This is a genomic window from Furfurilactobacillus milii, from assembly GCF_021654115.1.
GTDB classification, from domain to species: Bacteria; Bacillota; Bacilli; order Lactobacillales; family Lactobacillaceae; genus Furfurilactobacillus; species Furfurilactobacillus milii.
Window position 1 is genome coordinate 147,472 of sequence record NZ_JAIWJF010000007.1, and the last position, 17,163, is coordinate 164,634.

At 41.0% G+C, this 17,163-nt stretch carries 22 protein-coding genes; 18 read left to right on the top strand and 4 right to left on the bottom strand.

Annotation, left to right across the window (positions count from 1 at the left end):
- Positions 1 to 34: 34 nt before the first annotated feature.
- From LDK34_RS09725 to LDK34_RS09735, 3 genes are all read left to right on the top strand, one after another.
- The gene (locus LDK34_RS09725; RefSeq protein WP_017263091.1) at positions 35 to 727 is read left to right on the top strand and encodes a 2,3-diphosphoglycerate-dependent phosphoglycerate mutase; all 693 of its coding nucleotides are present in this window, start codon (positions 35 to 37) and stop codon (positions 725 to 727) included.
- 181 nt (positions 728 to 908) lie between these two features.
- Positions 909 to 1,199 (top strand): type II toxin-antitoxin system RelB/DinJ family antitoxin, encoded by a 291-nt coding sequence (locus LDK34_RS09730; protein ID WP_178941931.1) that lies wholly within the window; start codon positions 909 to 911, stop codon positions 1,197 to 1,199.
- Positions 1,192 to 1,476 (top strand): type II toxin-antitoxin system RelE/ParE family toxin, encoded by a 285-nt coding sequence (locus LDK34_RS09735; RefSeq protein ID WP_178941932.1) that lies wholly within the window; start codon positions 1,192 to 1,194, stop codon positions 1,474 to 1,476. The genes LDK34_RS09730 and LDK34_RS09735 overlap by 8 nt, the downstream gene beginning before the upstream one ends.
- A 16-nt stretch (positions 1,477 to 1,492) precedes the next feature.
- On the opposite strand, the gene LDK34_RS09740 is transcribed toward LDK34_RS09735, so the two are convergent.
- The gene (locus LDK34_RS09740) at positions 1,493 to 1,765 is read right to left on the bottom strand and encodes a hypothetical protein (protein ID WP_225439144.1); all 273 of its coding nucleotides are present in this window, start codon (positions 1,763 to 1,765) and stop codon (positions 1,493 to 1,495) included.
- The gene (locus LDK34_RS09745; protein ID WP_225439145.1) at positions 1,759 to 2,085 is read right to left on the bottom strand and encodes a TMEM175 family protein; all 327 of its coding nucleotides are present in this window, start codon (positions 2,083 to 2,085) and stop codon (positions 1,759 to 1,761) included. Before LDK34_RS09745 ends, LDK34_RS09740 begins: the two co-directional genes overlap by 7 nt.
- Before the next feature lie 178 nt (positions 2,086 to 2,263).
- On the opposite strand from LDK34_RS09745, the gene LDK34_RS09750 reads away from it, so the two are divergent.
- On the top strand, positions 2,264 to 3,166 hold the full coding sequence (locus LDK34_RS09750; RefSeq protein ID WP_178941933.1) for a helix-turn-helix transcriptional regulator: 903 nt from the start codon (positions 2,264 to 2,266) through the stop codon (positions 3,164 to 3,166).
- Between the two features lie 52 nt (positions 3,167 to 3,218).
- A complete protein-coding gene (locus LDK34_RS09755; protein ID WP_225439146.1) occupies positions 3,219 to 4,607 on the top strand; it encodes an MATE family efflux transporter in 1,389 nt (462 codons plus the stop codon).
- A 128-nt stretch (positions 4,608 to 4,735) separates the two neighbouring features.
- Here the strand turns inward: LDK34_RS09755 and LDK34_RS09760 are convergent, their stop codons facing one another.
- Positions 4,736 to 5,404 (bottom strand): FMN-dependent NADH-azoreductase, encoded by a 669-nt coding sequence (locus tag LDK34_RS09760; protein WP_178941934.1) that lies wholly within the window; start codon positions 5,402 to 5,404, stop codon positions 4,736 to 4,738.
- Positions 5,405 to 5,483: 79 nt separating this feature from the next.
- Here LDK34_RS09760 and LDK34_RS09765 point away from each other — a divergent pair, with 79 nt between their 5' ends.
- The 6 genes from LDK34_RS09765 (at position 5,484) to LDK34_RS09790 (ending at position 10,832) form a co-directional block, all read left to right on the top strand.
- Positions 5,484 to 6,440 carry a helix-turn-helix transcriptional regulator gene (locus LDK34_RS09765; RefSeq protein WP_178941935.1) on the top strand — a complete coding sequence of 319 codons (957 nt, stop codon included), beginning with the start codon at positions 5,484 to 5,486 and terminating at the stop codon, positions 6,438 to 6,440.
- Between the two features lie 304 nt (positions 6,441 to 6,744).
- Positions 6,745 to 8,232, top strand: a complete 1,488-nt coding sequence (locus LDK34_RS09770) for a BglG family transcription antiterminator (protein WP_178941936.1) — start codon at positions 6,745 to 6,747, stop codon at positions 8,230 to 8,232.
- Entirely contained in the window at positions 8,232 to 8,660 is a 429-nt protein-coding gene (locus tag LDK34_RS09775; RefSeq protein ID WP_178941937.1) for a PTS sugar transporter subunit IIA, read from the top strand. The genes LDK34_RS09770 and LDK34_RS09775 overlap by 1 nt, the downstream gene beginning before the upstream one ends.
- 24 nt (positions 8,661 to 8,684) lie before the next feature.
- Entirely contained in the window at positions 8,685 to 9,137 is a 453-nt protein-coding gene (locus LDK34_RS09780) for a PTS sugar transporter subunit IIA (RefSeq protein WP_178941938.1), read from the top strand.
- Between the two features lie 17 nt (positions 9,138 to 9,154).
- Positions 9,155 to 10,498 carry a PTS galactitol transporter subunit IIC gene (locus tag LDK34_RS09785; RefSeq protein ID WP_017263081.1) on the top strand — a complete coding sequence of 448 codons (1,344 nt, stop codon included), beginning with the start codon at positions 9,155 to 9,157 and terminating at the stop codon, positions 10,496 to 10,498.
- Between the two features lie 46 nt (positions 10,499 to 10,544).
- Positions 10,545 to 10,832, top strand: coding sequence for a PTS sugar transporter subunit IIB (locus tag LDK34_RS09790; RefSeq protein WP_017263080.1), 288 nt, complete (start codon positions 10,545 to 10,547; stop codon positions 10,830 to 10,832).
- Between the two features lie 113 nt (positions 10,833 to 10,945).
- On the opposite strand, the gene LDK34_RS09795 is transcribed toward LDK34_RS09790, so the two are convergent.
- The gene (locus LDK34_RS09795) at positions 10,946 to 11,683 is read right to left on the bottom strand and encodes a sulfite exporter TauE/SafE family protein (RefSeq protein WP_236941800.1); all 738 of its coding nucleotides are present in this window, start codon (positions 11,681 to 11,683) and stop codon (positions 10,946 to 10,948) included.
- Positions 11,684 to 11,798: 115 nt separating this feature from the next.
- Here LDK34_RS09795 and LDK34_RS09800 point away from each other — a divergent pair, with 115 nt between their 5' ends.
- The 7 genes from LDK34_RS09800 to LDK34_RS09830 all read left to right on the top strand — a co-directional run bounded on the left by LDK34_RS09800 (position 11,799) and on the right by LDK34_RS09830 (position 17,092).
- Positions 11,799 to 12,362: a TetR/AcrR family transcriptional regulator gene (locus LDK34_RS09800; protein ID WP_178941940.1), complete on the top strand. Its 564-nt coding sequence runs from the start codon at positions 11,799 to 11,801 to the stop codon at positions 12,360 to 12,362.
- Between the two features lie 561 nt (positions 12,363 to 12,923).
- Positions 12,924 to 13,811, top strand: coding sequence for an ABC transporter ATP-binding protein (locus LDK34_RS09805; RefSeq protein ID WP_178941941.1), 888 nt, complete (start codon positions 12,924 to 12,926; stop codon positions 13,809 to 13,811).
- Complete coding sequence (locus LDK34_RS09810) at positions 13,801 to 14,559, top strand: DUF2705 family protein (protein WP_178941942.1); 759 nt, start codon at positions 13,801 to 13,803, stop codon at positions 14,557 to 14,559. Before LDK34_RS09805 ends, LDK34_RS09810 begins: the two co-directional genes overlap by 11 nt.
- Before the next feature lie 25 nt (positions 14,560 to 14,584).
- A complete protein-coding gene (locus LDK34_RS09815; protein ID WP_178941943.1) occupies positions 14,585 to 15,349 on the top strand; it encodes an ABC transporter permease in 765 nt (254 codons plus the stop codon).
- A gap of 21 nt (positions 15,350 to 15,370) precedes the next feature.
- Positions 15,371 to 15,742, top strand: coding sequence for a helix-turn-helix domain-containing protein (locus tag LDK34_RS09820; RefSeq protein ID WP_178941944.1), 372 nt, complete (start codon positions 15,371 to 15,373; stop codon positions 15,740 to 15,742).
- Between the two features lie 142 nt (positions 15,743 to 15,884).
- Positions 15,885 to 16,199, top strand: a complete 315-nt coding sequence (locus LDK34_RS09825; RefSeq protein WP_236941804.1) for a DUF3781 domain-containing protein — start codon at positions 15,885 to 15,887, stop codon at positions 16,197 to 16,199.
- Positions 16,200 to 16,462: 263 nt separating this feature from the next.
- Complete coding sequence (locus LDK34_RS09830; RefSeq protein ID WP_236941801.1) at positions 16,463 to 17,092, top strand: TetR/AcrR family transcriptional regulator; 630 nt, start codon at positions 16,463 to 16,465, stop codon at positions 17,090 to 17,092.
- Positions 17,093 to 17,163: the final 71 nt, after the last annotated feature.

Below are 17,163 nucleotides of genomic sequence, written 5' to 3' on the forward strand. Positions count from 1 at the left end.
TTGATTATTACATTTAAGGAAGAGGTTATTAGAGATGGCTAAATTAGTATTGATTCGTCACGGTCAATCACAATGGAACTTATCTAACCAGTTTACTGGCTGGGTTGACGTTGACTTGAGCGACAAGGGTGTTGAAGAAGCAAAGCATGCTGGTCAATTGATCAAGGAACATGGTTTGGAATTTGACTACGCCTTCACTTCAGTTTTGACTCGTGCAATCAAGACCTTACACTACGCTTTGGAAGAATCCGACCAATTATGGGTTCCTGAAACCAAGACTTGGCGTTTAAACGAACGTCATTACGGCGCTTTACAAGGCCAAAACAAGGCTGAAGCTGCTAAAAAGTGGGGCGATGACCAAGTTCACACTTGGCGTCGTTCATACGATGTTTTGCCTCCATTGTTGAGTGCTGATGACGAAGGTTCTGCATCAAAGGACCGTCGTTACGCTAACTTGGATCCAAAGATCGTTCCCGGTGGTGAAAACCTGAAGGTTACTTTGGAACGTGTTATGCCTTTGTGGGAAGACGAAATTGCACCTAAGTTGCTTGATGGCAAGAACGTTATCATCGCTGCCCACGGTAACTCATTACGTGCTTTGTCCAAGTACATTGAAAACATTTCTGACGAAGACATCGTCTCATTGGAAATGGCAACTGGTGAACCAGTTGTTTACGACTTCAACGACAAGTTGGAAGTTCAAAGCAAGGTTAAGTTAGACAAGTAATATTTGATATAAAATGAGGCCCTCAACCGGATTGGTTGGGAGCCTTTTGTTATGCGGTGAATTCTATTAATAAGTTAATTTACTGTTAAAAAAAGTGAAGTTAAATAATTTTTGAATTCTTATCTGTGTGCTAAAATGTGTATAAAATGTTACATTCATGCACAGCAAAGGAGACATGATTATGTCTGAAAAAGCGACAACCAGAGTTACTTTTACTATTTCAACTGAAAAGAAGACACGAGCAGAAAGTGTTGCCAATAGGATGGGATTAAGTCTGAGTAGTGCAATTCAGGTCTTTGTGGAACAGATGATTAAGGATGATGGCATGCCCTTTAGACCCACAAACAAAAATATGCCGTTTGAAACAGCCGAGGCCCTTAAGGCGATACAAAATGGTCAGGGATTAAAGAAATACTCAGTTGACGAATTTGAACAATACCTTAGCCAGTTAGATGAGGATCAGGATGATTGAATTTGTGCAAACCACGCCACAGTTTAGACGCAATTTGAAACGACTTGCTAAGAAGCATTATCCAGTTAAATGTGTCAGTCAAGTTGTTGATCTAATTATTGCCAACGATACAGAAACGCTAAAACGTCAGTATCTTTATCACACTTTGCGTGGTGACCTTGCTGGCGTTTTTGATGTCCATTTATCTCAGAATTGGTTATTACTATTTACAATTTCTGAGGACGGGAAAACATTGTTTTTAATTAATACAGGTGATCATTCGATTATTGGTAAATAGACCTTATGCGTGTTAATTAAGGGCCAGTAATCTTGTCACTTTCCTTATTCGAAAAAATGGCAGACGTAATGATCTGCAAAGTAATCAGAATCAGGTTGCCGGCAGGGAAGAATAGAAGTGACAAAATCTGTAACGCAACCTGTACCGTAACAGCGGGCCAGTAGGTTAAATAACGATAAAGCGTCAGGTGTTTAATACTGTTGACGACAGCTGGATGGTTCTCGTTAGCCTTGATAATTTGTTTGGCCAAGATGACAAACGCAATCGTCCAAACTGCATAAATTAGCATGTAGAAAGTCTGCGGGCCGCGGGCGAAAATGCCTTCACCCACGCAGTTGCTACTGGTAAAAATGAGGTGCCAAACAACCACAGATTATTTGCCCAAAATACATGACGTGTAATGATTTTTGCCTTACCGAATAAAAAGTGGTGATTGTACCAAGCTGCACCGATAAATAGATAGCCGATGGCATATGAAATCAAATAAGGAACCTGACTAAAAATTGCGCTGAATTTTAGTGATTTTGGTGTCTTGAATTCTAAAATCATAATCGTGAAAATTATGGCCAAAACGGCATCGGTAAACGCTTCAAGGCGCGCTTTATTCATGATTATTCCCCCAAAACAAAATGTTAACTAAATCATACCGCGGATAGAAAAAATTGCCAATAAGCTTAGCAAGTCGTGTCTGGTAATTTCTTATTTAAAAGTAATTTTCTTTTTTTGTCTAACATGACATACTGGTGTCACGTTGACTTTGCTAATCTAATCAAGTGAGGGAGTTTACATGAAAATTAATCGGTTGATTGGTATTCTAGCCATTCTTTTGCAAAAGGATAAAGTGACCGCGCCAGAATTAGCTACGCAATTTGAAGTCTCTAAACGAACAATTAATCGCGATATTGATGTGTTGACACAGGCTGGCGTGCCGCTATACACGACCCGTGGTACCGGTGGTGGAATTTCAATCGTTGATAGTTACCGAATGGACCGAACCTTATTGACATCACGAGACATGCAAAGCATTCTTGCGGGTTTACGGAGCCTAGATAGTGTTAGCGGTAGTCATTATTATGAAGAACTCATGGAAAAAATCCAGGTAGGTTCAACAGAAATTGTCAACGGACGCGATTATATGTTGATTGATCTTTCTTCTTGGTATCACGCACGTTTGGCACCTAAAATTTCAGTCATTCAAGATGCAATCGAACAGCACCATCTACTAACGTTTATGTATGTTTCAAAATCACATGAGGGATTGCGAAGAGTTGAACCTTATTTTGTCGTGTTTAGGTGGGCTAATTGGTATTTGTGGGGGTGGAGTCTTCAGAACGATGAATGTCGCCTTTACAAGCTGAATCGAATGACGGATATGAAGATGCAAGAAACGCATTTTAGGCCTAGAGAGGTGCCAATGCCGGATATGAGACCAGTTCAACATGACAAGAATGCGATTCAATTTACGGCATTGTTTGATTCATCAGTTAAGTGGCGTGTTATGGACGAATTTAGTCCGGAACAGTTGCATGTTGAAGATGATGGTCGTCTACTTCTTGCAGGTAAGTACAGTGACATTCAGAGCCTGGTTCGGTGGCTTTTGTCATTTGGTAATCAAGTTCAATTAGTACGCCCAACTGAGGCACGTGAATTGCTGTTGTCAACTGCCAAAAAGATTATTCAAAACTATTAAATACAATTTCATGTAAGCTCCCTTAATGCAATGAATTAGAGGGGAACTGGCAATGTTTCAAAAGAGAGAAAACAATTTAGGACAGGATAAGATATTACCGCTAGTGTTACGATTGGTGGTTCCAACAATGTTGGCGCAGTTCGTTAATGTTTTATACAGTGTGGTCGACAGAATGTTCATCGGTCATATTTCTGGAATTGGGACAGATGCGCTTGCTGGTGTCGGTATTTGTAGTCCAATTATCGCAGTTTTATACGCTTTTTCGTATTTGATTGGGCAAGGTGGTACGCCAGTTATGGCAATGGCATTGGGCGCTGGGAATTTTCCTAAGGCTGAAACAGTTATTGCGAACTCTTTGCGACTATTAATTGGAATTGGTTTAAGCTTAACAGTTGTTTTTTGGTTGTTGAGAAAACAGCTTTTATGGTGGTTTGGTGCAAGCACTGCTATTTATCCGTACGCTTTAGAATTTTTATCAATATATTTGTGTGGAACCGTTTTTGCACTTTTATCTGGGGGTATGAATAGCTTCTTAATCGCGCAGGGCCATGCTGGTATTGGTGTCGGAACTGTATTAATGGGAACTGTACTTAACATAATATTGGATCCGATTTTAATTTTTGGCGCTCATTTAGGCGTCGCTGGAGCGGCCATTGCTACTGTTATCTCGCAGGCAGTTTCGGCTACCTTTGCAATTGCTTGCTTGTGTCAGTTACCATTAGCGGCTCGGTTACATTGGAGAAAAATAGATTGGCATTTGTGTCAAAAAATAGTGCGATTAGGACTTGCACCATTTTTAACCTACGCACTAGACAGTGGTTTGTTAATTCTATTAAATACAGTTTTGCAACGAACAGGCGGACCAAAAAATGGCAATGTTTTAGTGACTTGTGCCACTATTATTCAAAGTTACATGCTATTAATTACCTCCCCTCTGAGTGGAATTACGATGGGGTCACAGGGGATTGTGAGCTTTAACTTAGGTGCCCGTGAATATGGTCGGGTTAAACGTACTTTGTGGTCAGTTTTCTTTGTCTGTTTAACATTTTGTTCACTTATGTTGTTGTTTAGTTTGTTTGCCACACCACTATTTGTGCACTTATTTACATCTGATACCACGCTAATTGAACGAGCAGTACCATACATCAAACTTTATTCGGCCGGTGTTTTGTTCATGGCTGTTCAATGGACGGTAACAGACATGAGCATTGCGATGGAACAAACGAGGATTGCATTGATTTGTTCGTTATTTCGTAAGGAATTGTATGTGCTTGGCGTACTGTTATTACCAGTATTATTTCAACCTTATATGGCCTTTGCAGCGCAACCAATTTGTGATGTTGTTGCCGCAATCTTTTCAGGTGTTATCTTCCTACAGATTGTGCCACGTTTGCTTAATTCTGCAGACAAGAATCCGACGATCCAGACTAAGGTGGTTTAAAAAAGTGTATTTAGAATGGGTATCTAACTGATGTTGCATAACCACCCAAACGACCTATTCACAATTTTGAGAGAATAGGTCGTTTTGACGTTGCTGTCTGATTTTAGAACGAGACCGGTGCAGAATTTCTACTGTTTCTCGTAGAACTCATTAAACTGAGTATCCAATTCCGCAAAAGCAGCATTTAAAATATTCTCTCGTGAAATCGGCATAATGGAAGTGCCTTCTGCACGGACAATGTTGACTTGACCAAACGCCATCACGCCGGCAAAGATAGCTTTTAAGTATTGCACTGCAAAGTCCATTCCTGAGTAGAAGTCATCGCGCGTATAAATTGAACCACTGGCGATAAGAATCATCAATCGATAGTCGTTCGTCATTAAACCTCTTGAAGACTGTCCACTTGCTAATGGCTGTGATAAATATTTGAACGTTTCTCTAGCAATCAGAATGTTGTCAATCCAATCCTTCAATTTAGAAGGGACGTTAAAATTGTGGGTCGGCAGAGAAATCACCACACGATGGTTTTCTTCCAATTGTTTCAATAATTCAGCGGATAGATCAGCAATATGTTGTTCCGTCGGCGTTAGTTCAATGTGATCAGCTTCTTTTTTCCAAACGGATAAGAGCTGCCCCTTTTCAATTCGAGGTATTTCCATATCATACAAATTAAGGATGGTTAAATCATCGGCTTCGAATTTCTCGTTATAGTCGCTCATAAACTTCTGCTCAAGTGTATTTGAATATGATTCAGGATTGTCAAAATCTGGATGCGCATTGATTAATAATGTTTTCATGGTTTCCGTTTCTCCTTTTGATTTGATAACATAAGGTTATCAGTTAAAGGTGTCATAATAAGTCACCATTAAGGACATTATGAAAAAATCAGAACGACTCAATCAAGAACTTTTTTATCTCAATAATAAAAGACGATTTCATCTTGAAGATTTGACCAGTGAATTTAACATTTCCAAACGGACGGCATTAAGAGACCTTGACGAGTTGTCGGAAATTGGTTTGCCGTATTATACAGATGCAGGCCGATATGGCGGCTATACGTTATTGAACCAAACCTTGTTGCCGCCGGTTACCTTCAGTGTTCAGGAAGTTCAGGCGATTTTCTTTGCTTTGTCAGGGATGAAGGGACTATCCAGTAATCCGTTTGAAAAGTCATTTCCGCAAATTCAAAAGAAACTATTGGAAACACTGCCAAAGAAGCAACGGCAGGGCATTGACTCGATGGCTAGCGCCGTTTATTTCTATAGCACAGCACCGGTTAAAAGTGTCGCTAGTTTGGATATCGTGATGCAATCGATTTTAAATGAACAGGCACTTTCAATCACAGATACGCAACATGTAGTGAGAAAAAGCATCATTCAAGTTTTTGAATTATTCTATCGAAATGGCATTTGGTTTTGTAGTGCCGTTGATTTGGCAACACATGAATGGGGAACCTACCGCTGCGATAAATTAACCGAAATTAGCCTATACGATGGCCAAGTAGAACTGTTTTCGAACGCTGAACTACGACAGCTACAGGATAAATATGAAGCGACGTACCACAATATCCAATTTAGATGTGTTGTGAACAAAGCAGGGCGTGATCACTTTTTACGGGATCATTATCCGAATATGCGGTTAGTTGAGGAAAACGATAAAACTTACGTCTGCGGTGGCTATAATATTGCTGAAGAAACGTACATGGTTGAATACCTGCTAAGTTACGGCAAAAACATGAAAATTGAGTATCCTGAATCCTTAGCAATACAGTATCGTAATTATTTGACGGAGATGCTTAATGCAAAAGCGGAGCATCAAGATATAAAGTATTAAATAACTCATATTAAGGTTCTCAACCAACTGGTGCAGGTTGAGAACCTTTTTTTAGTTGCACGGTTTATCCTATATATCGTTGACCAATAGGCAGAATAATTGCTGAAACCTTGATGGATCAGGCAAAATAAAGATCCGTAATACCGCGAGGAGAATAGCTTCAGGGCAAACTTTCCCTGAACAACTTTGAAAAACTTAAGAGCGATTAGGTGGAATCCCGCTCAAAATGTCCCTTGCAAAGGACATTATCTTGTGAAAGCGGATACTTTTTCTAGCCTATTATATTAAAAGGGGTGGGGCGTTTATGCAATTAAATGATCAGCAACAAGCTTTGATTGATATTTTGATGCGACAAAACGATTACATCACTGCCCACAAACTTTCTGAGGTCACCAACACATCTACTAAAACGATTTATCGAAATGTCCGCAGCATTAATGATAGTTCCGAGTCTGGTGATGTTATTGAGGCAGTACGTGGAAGGGGGTATCGCCTAAATTACGATCGGTATATTTATGAACGGAATACCAGCGTGGATAACACCTTGGACTATTCACCAATTGAGCGACGGAACCGGATTTTACTGGAGCTATTGTTCAACGCGCCGTTTGATTTAAACGTTGACCGCTTGTATGAACATTATTACGTGAGTGAAACGGTGATTGAAAACGATATTTCCTTGATGAATAAGCTAGCGTTGTCTTTTGGACTGGTACTAAAGCATCGCTATCGTCGTTTATCTATAACTGGTCCCGAACCAAACATTCGTCAGGCGATTCGAAATACGATCAATAAGGGTGACCTCATGGATAAAGAAAGCATCGATGATTTTATCGATGATTTCCATGAGCTGTCATCGTTTGATGAGCGGTTTTTAATCGCTCAACTGGAATACTTGGAGCGTTCATTGAAGCTAACGATTCCTTACCCGTATAACATAAATATTTTTTCACATCTCTATATTTTGATGAGTCGTTTTCGTGAGGGCAAGGTCGTTGATGATCCGGAGCAGAATCGGCTGACTGCTGATCAAAAGGCGTTGACAGAGCGCAACCCCAAGTTTGCAGAAGTGGCTCGAGAAATTATCGGGAAAATTGGCCGCTACCTTAACACAACATTGCCTGCCATCGAAGACTTTTATCTACTTCAGTACATGGTCTCAATGCGGTACGACCGTGAATTGCCGAGTACGAATCATGAAGATCAGTTGGTTGATCAACTTGTCGTGTTCTATGTCGATGGTTTTGATTTTAATGGCCGTGCCGTGGATCGAACTGCGCTGGTTGCGGATTTACGTAATCATATCAAGCCAATGGTCAATCGATTGAAAAATGGCATTTCGGTGGCCAATCATTTATTGAAGGAAATTGGATCCGAATACCCTGATGAACTTGCCCAAGTTAAGCAACTGTCCAGTGAGGCGCAAACGAAATTTGCTTTGCCAGCAGCGATTAGTGCTGACGAAAGTGGTTTTATTACCCTGTACTTTGCGAAGTATCTAGAGCAGGCTAAGCCGGCCAAACGAATTCTCATTATGTGTGCCAGCGGCGTTGGGACATCACAACTGATCCGGGTGAAAGTTCAGAAGGCTTTCCCAGACTTGGATGTGGTGGCCGTTGTTTCAAAAGACGGGTATCTAAAGCATGCGGCTAACTACGGGCACATTGACCTTATTATCACGACGGTCAACGTAACACCGGCTGACGATACCAGTGTGGTGATGGTTAGTGCGATGTTTACAAAGGCTGATCGGGATCAAGTCGCTAATTGGATTGAACGGAGGGACAGCTGATGATTGATCCGCAAGAGCTATTTTTCATGTCACTATCACCTTCAGACAGTTCTTTAGAGACGTTTCAACACATGGCACAACGCTTGAGCCAATTGAATCGCATTAACAACGTGACCGCGTTTAATGACTTGATTGTCAAACGTGAGCAACAGGGGATGACCATGATTGCGCCCCAAATCTTAATGCCACACGCTGTGGGATCCGTTGTCCTTAAGAACACAGTTTTGGTTGGCTTATTTCCCACAGCCCAGCATTGGAACCAAGTACTAAGCGTTCGATTGATTGTGATGCTGGCAACGCCCAATGCCTCCGCGGCACAAACGGATCCGCAGTTGATGGCTTTGCTAACGAAGCTAGCTGATGAGCAGGTCACAGAAAAATTAGTGGCACAAAAAACGGTGTCACAGGTCCAATTATTATTGCAGTAAAAGAAGTGAAAGGGGTAGTCGCACGTGTATTTTGACAAAGATGTGATTTTATTCGACCAGTCAATGACCGATCAAACCACAGCCTTAACGACGTTAGCCGATGCATTACAAAAAGCTGGCGTTGTTAAACCAAGTTTTAAAGAAGGCATTTTAAGTCGTGAAAAGCAATTTCCAACGGGATTGCTTGCACCATCAATGGGAGTGGCCATTCCGCATACGGACGCGGTTCACGTGATTAAACCACAAATTGGCTTCCTTCAATTAAGGGAACCAGTTCATTTTAATCAAATGGGCGACAACGCCGACGTATCAGCTAAATTGATTTTTATGTTGGCACTGAATGATCCTGATTTGCAGTTAGCGATGCTGCAGCGGTTAATGGGACTATTCCAGAACGATGACCTAATGAAGAAGTTGACGACTATCAGTACTACTGCTGACTTCAAAGACATTATGAAACAAGCAGAGATTGATTAATTATTGGAGGAATTGTAATGGCAGCGTTACAGTGGTTTGTTAATTTAGGAGCGAGTGTTATGCTCCCAGTTTTATTATTTATTTTTGCACTTATTTTACGCATCAAACCCGGTAAGGCATTCAAGGCTGGGTTAACGGTCGGGGTTGGGTTCGTTGGTCTAAACTTGGTCATCAGTCTGTTGACTAAAAACCTTGGACCGGCCGCTCAAGCGATGGTTAAAAATTTTGGTCTGCATCTGACCTCTATTGACATTGGTTGGCCCGCAGCATCTGCCATCGCCTACGGAACTGTTTTAGGTAGTTTGGCAATTCCAGTTGGGGTTATTGCAAACGTCATCTTGTTACTAGTTGGCTTGACGAAAACATTGGACGTCGATGTTTGGAATTACTGGCACATAGCTTTTACAGGTTCACTTGTCTATGTTGTGACACATGATTTTGCCCTCGGGTTATTTACCATGATTGTTCACGTTATGTTGATTTATTTATTGGCGGATTTAGCTGCGCCAACCGTTCAGAAGTATTACGGATTGGAAGGTATTTCATTCCCACAAGGGGCCTCAGCACCTGGCTTCTTGATGGCATTGCCATTAAACTGGTTGTTTGACCGCATTCCTGGGATCAACAAGGTTAAGATTACCCCAGAAACAGTCCAAAAGCGGATGGGTATCTTTGGTGATTCAACTGTCATTGGTTTGGTAATTGGATTAGTCATCGGTGCTCTAGCACATTACTCAGTTGCTAAAACCCTCCAACTTGGTGTTAACACCGCTGCCGTCTTGTTATTGATGCCACGGATGGTGTCCTTATTGATGGAAGGTTTGACACCAATTTCAGAAGGGGCCAACGCCTTTGTTCAGAAACGGTTCCCTGGTCGTGACTTATACATTGGGATGGATAGTGCTTTGGCTGTTGGACAGCAAGCTGTTTTATCTTCAGCTTTGATCTTGGTGCCACTAACACTGTTGATTGCCGTTATTTTACCTGGTAACACTGTGTTGCCATTCGGTGATTTGGCAACCATTCCATTCATGATTGCTGTTATGGCCGCTGTTTTCCGTGGTGATATTTTACGGACTATCTTGGGCGGTATTGTCGATATCGTGGTTAGTTTGTACATTGCATCATGGGTTGCACCGCTGGTTACCGCTGCCGCAAAGGGCGCTCACTTCAGTCTGCAAGGGAATTCTTCCATTTCTGTATTAAGTGATGGTGGGACTTGGACCACATTGTTAATTGTTGGTTTGGGCAAACTGATCAGCTGGGGTGGTATTGGTTTAATTGGTATCGTGGTATTAGGTTTGATGATTTGGCAAAACAAATTCCGTAAAACTGCAACAACGGTTTCAGATAAAAAGTAACGTTTGAATTAGTTGTTCAGGAAACTCGACATTGGAGGTCGAAAATATGAAAACATTAATGGTAGTTTGTGGCTCTGGCGTGGCAACATCCACGGTTGTTACAGGAAAAATCAAGAATTGGTTAGCTGACGAAGGCTTTGATGGTCAAGTCAAGATGTTGCAAAGCAAAATTTCTGACGAAGTTAACCACATCGATGATTACGATGCTGTTGTTAGTACTACGCTAGTACCAGACAACGTTAAGGATAAGGTTATTAATGGGGTTCCATTATTAACCGGTATGAATACGCAAGCTGTCTACGATCAAATTACTGAGAAACTCGAATTAAAATAATTCAAATTAAAAACGCTCATCTAGAATTTTTTCTAGATGGGCGTTTTTTGCTGTTATTTGTAGTCTATGAGCCTCAAGTTTTTACCGCAGTGAATGGCCTAGCATTTAAAATGTTAAATAAACATTTTTACCCCAAAATAAATAATGAGCAGTCCCAAGAAGGGAGTTAGCACACGATTTACTCGACGCAAATCAAGGTGTTGAATAATCACCGGCGTAATCACCGCGCCAACGATAGCGCCCAGCATCAGCAACCAACCTGCTTGCCAAGCAAACGTACTGATAAATAAGTGACCGATTAGGCTAATTGATGACATGGTCATGAGCACATATGTAGCCGTACCTGCGGATTCAACGGCAGTTAATCCTAATAATGTGAGACCTGCAGCTGTTGTTGCACCGCCGCTTAAACCGCCGATGCCGACCATTAGACCACTTAGTAAACCAAAAAATCGCGCCAACCATACCTGTGTTGAGTCTGTGTGAGTATTGTGCGTTTGATGAATTGATTTAAACAAAACCATTGCGCCCATAACAATGAAAATGGTGCCGACAATCCAGTTGTACAGTGTTTTAGGGATGAATTGTGCGCTGTATGTACCGATTAAAATGCCAGGTATAGCGGCGACAATCATTTGGTTGCCGACATGAAAATTAACGTTTTTAACACGTAATTGTGTCAGAAAACCGAAGAATAAGGCCGGTAATGCTACGAGTAATGACGTTGGTACTGCAACCGCAGATGACAAGCCTAATTGGCTGGTCAACACTCCGAGGTATAAAGCAGCACCGCCACCACCAATCAAGCTAACAAAAATTCCAATTACTAAACCATAGGCAAAAATGAGCATTAGATAAACCTTCTTTGCGTTAAGAGTCTGCATTGATAATAAACGGAGCATACTCCATTTGTCAAGAACACGCTTTTAGCGTATGGTACTAGTTGTAATAATGGAGGGCTAATTGATGCGAAAAGATGCGCAAATTAATCAGCAAAAAATCTTAAATGCCGCTGCCAAGTTATTTAAGGAAAGAGCGGTTTCAACTGTCAGCATGAAGGACATTGCGCAAGTCGCCGGCATTGGAACAGGTACGCTATACCGTAACTTTCCAAATAAGAGTGAACTTTGCATGGCACTGTCACTTGACTACATTCAGCAATTTATCACGGGTGAAGAGGCACAACTGCATAATTCTGCGTCATCGGTAACTAAACAGTTCGAGAATTTTTTGACTCGATGGCTTGAGTTTCGTGAGCGTAGAATACAGTTGTTGACTGAAATTGAAACTGGGCCATCTGTCATGAGCACGTTTTATCACAGCCCGTTATATCAACAGTTAGTTAACTTGACCATGCAGGCACTAAAACCAATCAGCGATAACATTAGCGAGAGCGAATTGAAATTTCGAGCCGACATGCTTATTTCAATGCTGAAAAGTGATAGCTATGCTTACCAACGTGAGCAGGGACTGACCCGTGAACAAATTGCGATTAACATTAGTCACTTGATGATAAAAAGGTGTGACTAGTTCAGGTCTAAAAGAAAAATATGAGTTTGTTGAAACTGGATGAAATGTATCAGGTCCCCCGCACGATGATTGAGTTTGATTGCAAGTAGTCAACGAAACTCAGGCAACACGAATAAGGCGTTCATGGGTAATTCTCCCATGAACGCCTTATTCGTGTTAGGTGATCAGAAGCCAGTGTTATGTCTCACATTTAAGGTGATTTTTCATCCGCATGACCTTTTGCGGGTAAAGAAAAATTGTTTGTTGTCGATTCACCAGGATTTGAGTTGGGTCATTATATTCCAGCATCTACACGAAAATAGCCCTTAATTTGGGCGTTTTTTGTTACCACTTGTAGACGAATCGATTAGAAAGAGAGATGGAAAGGTGGTTATCGTCATTTTCCACTATGCAACCTAACTGAACGTTGGTATGTCGGCGTTTGCACTTTGATTGCGTCACCACCAGTTGCGCGAATGTGGCTTTCAATTTGCGGAAAAGTAGTATTTGTTTGCTTGTCTGCGAGCGGATTTATAGCAAATAGTGGAGGTAGTCAAAAAGCAATTTGGAGGGTGAATTATTATGCTCAAAGTTCAAAACGTAACGACCTATATTGGTCGAACTAAAATCGTCAAACGTGCGTCCTTTGACATTAATGCGGGAAATATTGTTGGGTTGATTGGACCCAATGGTGCCGGAAAAACGACCATTATGAAAACTATTCTTGGACTGACTAAATTTGAAGGTAGTATTCAAATCAATCACCAACCCGTTACAGAAAATCAACACGAGGCACTGAACAGCGTTGGTGCGTTGATTGAGCACCCAGCAATTTATCCATTTTTATCAGGTCGCCAAAATCTAGCGCTTTATTCTCATGATCATCAAGACATGGCGCGACTTATTGCTGATTTGGGGATGACTGACTACATTCAGCAAAAAGCAAAAGGCTATTCACTGGGAATGAAGCAGAAGTTGGGCATTGCCATCGCGTTGTTGAACCATCCCCAGCTAGTTATTCTAGATGAACCAATGAACGGGTTGGATGTTGAAGCAACGATTGGTGTCCGCAAACTTATCAAGCAATATGCCGATCAAGGAACTGCATTCCTAATTTCAAGCCACATTCTGAGTGAACTGCAAAAGGTTATGACGCATGTGGTGCTCATTAATCATGGTCAAATCATTGTGAACCAGCCGTTTGAGAAATTTGAACAACTACATCATCGAGATTACAAACTTTTAACAGAAAACGATGTGTTAACTGCGCAGGTATTGAAACAGCGGGCAATTCATTACAAACAAGAGGGCAATACTTTTAGGGTTAAGCGAGACAACATTTTTGATGTTCAGGATGCCTTGTATCAGCAGCAGATTCACCTCAAGGAACTGGCGCCAATTGAAACTAATTTTGAACAAGTTGTGGTCACGATTCTTGAACAGCAGCGGAGGGCCGATCATGAAGCGTAGTCTACTTGAAGAAACCTTTAAATTTATTCACCAAAGAACGTTTGTCGGCGGTATCGTTCTGTTAGTTATTTTAATGTTGTACAACGTGTTAACGGTGCGTGTAAATACAACTACTTTAGTCTTTGAGTTCGGCGCCGTTCAGTGGATTCCAGTGATTATTATTGGCGTTGCGTCAACCTTTTTAGCGATGGAATACCAGTATCACACCATTCTTGTGGTGTTATATAAGAATTCTCACAAGTGGCAAACGTACTTGGCAAAACTAGTAGTTGTTTGGCTATACAGTCTTTTATTAACGGTGGTTGCCGTTGTTTTAACGTTCGTTTTGAAATTCTTGATGGTTGGGCGTCAGTACGGGTGGTTCACGTATTCCACTGGACAGCCTACGCGCATTAACTTGTTGCTTGGTAATGTTATCGGAACGTTAGTTTATAGTCTTTTTATTGTGACGTTGGCTTTTCTACTGATTACACTCTTAAAAATGAACACTGCCGTTATCGGTATTGGATTAGCACTGGGTTTTCTCGGTGCGTCCATTTCGGTGGCCCTCATGGATTCGTTTACTTCTTTGACAACAGTTGTGCGCTGGAATCCATTAAACATGATTTTTGTAACACAGCAATTGGCCAATTCACCGTATGCCAACATGTCTCACTTGAATAACTTAGAAATCGTCGTGGCTAATCTGATTTACGCTGCTGGTTTTGGATTTATTGGCTATCAATTGTTCAAACGACGATACGTTTGATCTCGCGTAGGGAAGGGGCAATAAAATGCGTTTTAGTCTATACCAAGAGTTTTATAAATTAATTCATCAAAAGATGGTTTGGATTTCACCATTAGTCTTGCTTGGACTGATGGTGACAACGGGATTCACGATTGGCTATAATGAAAGTAAGTTACTAATGACGACTTGTTACGATGCGCCTGATTGGATCATATTGATTTTGGCTGTAGTTGGGGCGACATTTTTCTCAATGGAATTTCAAAATAATGCCATTTTAACGTTGATTTATAAGTCCGCTAATAAGCGGACAGTGTATTTCTCAAAGTATATTGTGATTTTAGGCTACAACATTTTGCTGCACGCTATTGCAACGGCTTTTACAATTATTCTAGGGATGACGCCGCTCAGTCGCCCAGTTTCGTGGTCAACAGTTTATCTGTATCACCAACCATTGTGGGAGAACATGTTGAAGACGTCTGCAATAGATGTGCTGACAACGACGTTCATTATTAGCCTGATTTTTTTGCTGTCTTGTTTGATTAACAACAATGCCGTCGTGATTAGTGTGAATCTGCTGATGATTTTTGTTGGCCAGTTTATTTCCGCTAGCTTACTCAATGGCAATAAGGCAGTACATATTTTACGGTGGAATCCGTTTAACTTAACGAATTTAACGCGGCAATACTACAATTACGCGACTTACGTTGATACGAGTCATCTCTCGAATGTGCAGCTGCTTTGTAGTACCACAAGCTACATTGGGATTTTCGTGACGGTTGGTTATTTAATCTTTAGAAAGAAACGCTTTTAAATTGATGGAGGATTTTCAACAATGAACAAATTTCCGGCGCAACTGAAAAAGATGCGTAAAGAAACCAACACCACTCAAGACGATTTGGCGAGCAAACTGTTTGTAACCCGTCAGGCAATTTCCAAGTGGGAGTCAGGGGATGCCACGCCTGATTTAGCAAACTTAATTAAGCTCACTGATATTTTCAATGTTAGTTTGGACACACTGGTTTTTGGCACTGAAGAACAGGATGCTAAAGTCGATCCTACTCAATTCACATATGATCCCAGGAAGAATCGTTATGTCCGGCGATTTGGCAAGATGAACTTTTGGGATTTTATGTCAGGGTACTGGTGGGTTATTTTGGTAATTATTTTGCTATTGGGCTGGTTCCCTACTTTATGGGGCCACTAATATTGATAGCAAGAGAATTATATAATTCAGATGTAACAAGCCCCTCAATCACTTGTCGGTTGAAGGGCTTGTACACTGTTTGAGGGTATTAAATGAAACTTGACTGAAATACTTGGGTGTTAGGGAAAAGAACTGAATAATGATGAACGATAAGGTATATCAAGCGTCACCAATTAAGCAATCCATCGATAAAGAACAACGACTGGCGACACTATCAACTATTAAAAAAAGTGTGTGCTATACAGAGTTAGTGTATCAGCGGGTGAATAAGAAATTAAATGATAAGTTATCAATTTCAGATATCGAAAGGATGGTAAGTGAAATACTAACTGATTCAGCTACTACGTTGAAACAAAAAGGCAAGAACTATTACATAACAAACTCGAACTATTTCGTACAGCTAGTGATCAATTCGCGGACTTTTCGGTTAATCACAGTTAATCGAGTGAAAATTTAAAAGGAATGGGGCCGAATATCCGCGGGTATCCCTTTTAACCGTGCAAATACTATTGTTTGCAAGGCTTCGTCATGTTTTATTTCGGCAATTCAATGAATTGCATTCACAGGGGATACCCACGACTTGGAAGTGGCATAAAGTTAGAGTGTTAGTGAGAATAACAGGGCCCCAATCCTCCTTCAATTGGTAAATGCGAAAAAAGTCGATGACTAAATATTCATTTAGTTATTGACTTTTTTAAATGATCGTTTAGTATAATGAACATGCGAAAAAGAGATGATCAAAAGCGACAGTTAATTGAGCAGGCCGTTCTAGTGATTACCAAGGAAGAGGGAATTCAAGGTTTATCGTTTGGTAAGATTGCTAAACACGCACAGGTCAGTTCAGGCACACCGTACGTTTACTTTAAGGATAAGACTGACATGCTTTCAAAAATGTTCCTTAGGATAAAGAATTTGTTTGATGCTAATCTGACATCAGATATTGACAAGGGGCAGACAATTGCGGACCAAATTTATTTGGCTGTTATGCACTTTGCTAGAATGTATGTCAATTATCCGCTTGAGGCCGTTTTTCTCACGGCCATCCGAGCTAACCCGGAACTGATTGATGAAAATGCTTTGAGGGTGGGAAATGAGTCGGCAAAACCACTTGAACAGTTGGTTGATAGGGCAATTGAACAGCATGCACTAAACATCACCAATCTTGATTATGTGACGGTACTGCTGTTTGGACCATTTATTATGCTGGTCCAAGAGCGATTATCAGCAAAACAAACCGTTACACTGTCCGAACTAGAGGCAGTTGTTCGTAATTCTGTTAACGGAATTTTAAAAGACCTCAATTGTCAAATCAAGTGCAACACTAAGAATCTATTCTTAGAAGTGGTCTAGTTGCTAAGCTAGTTCAGGCATTAGATCGGCTGGGCAGCGATAGTTCAATGACCGCCGTAGCCGGTTGTTTA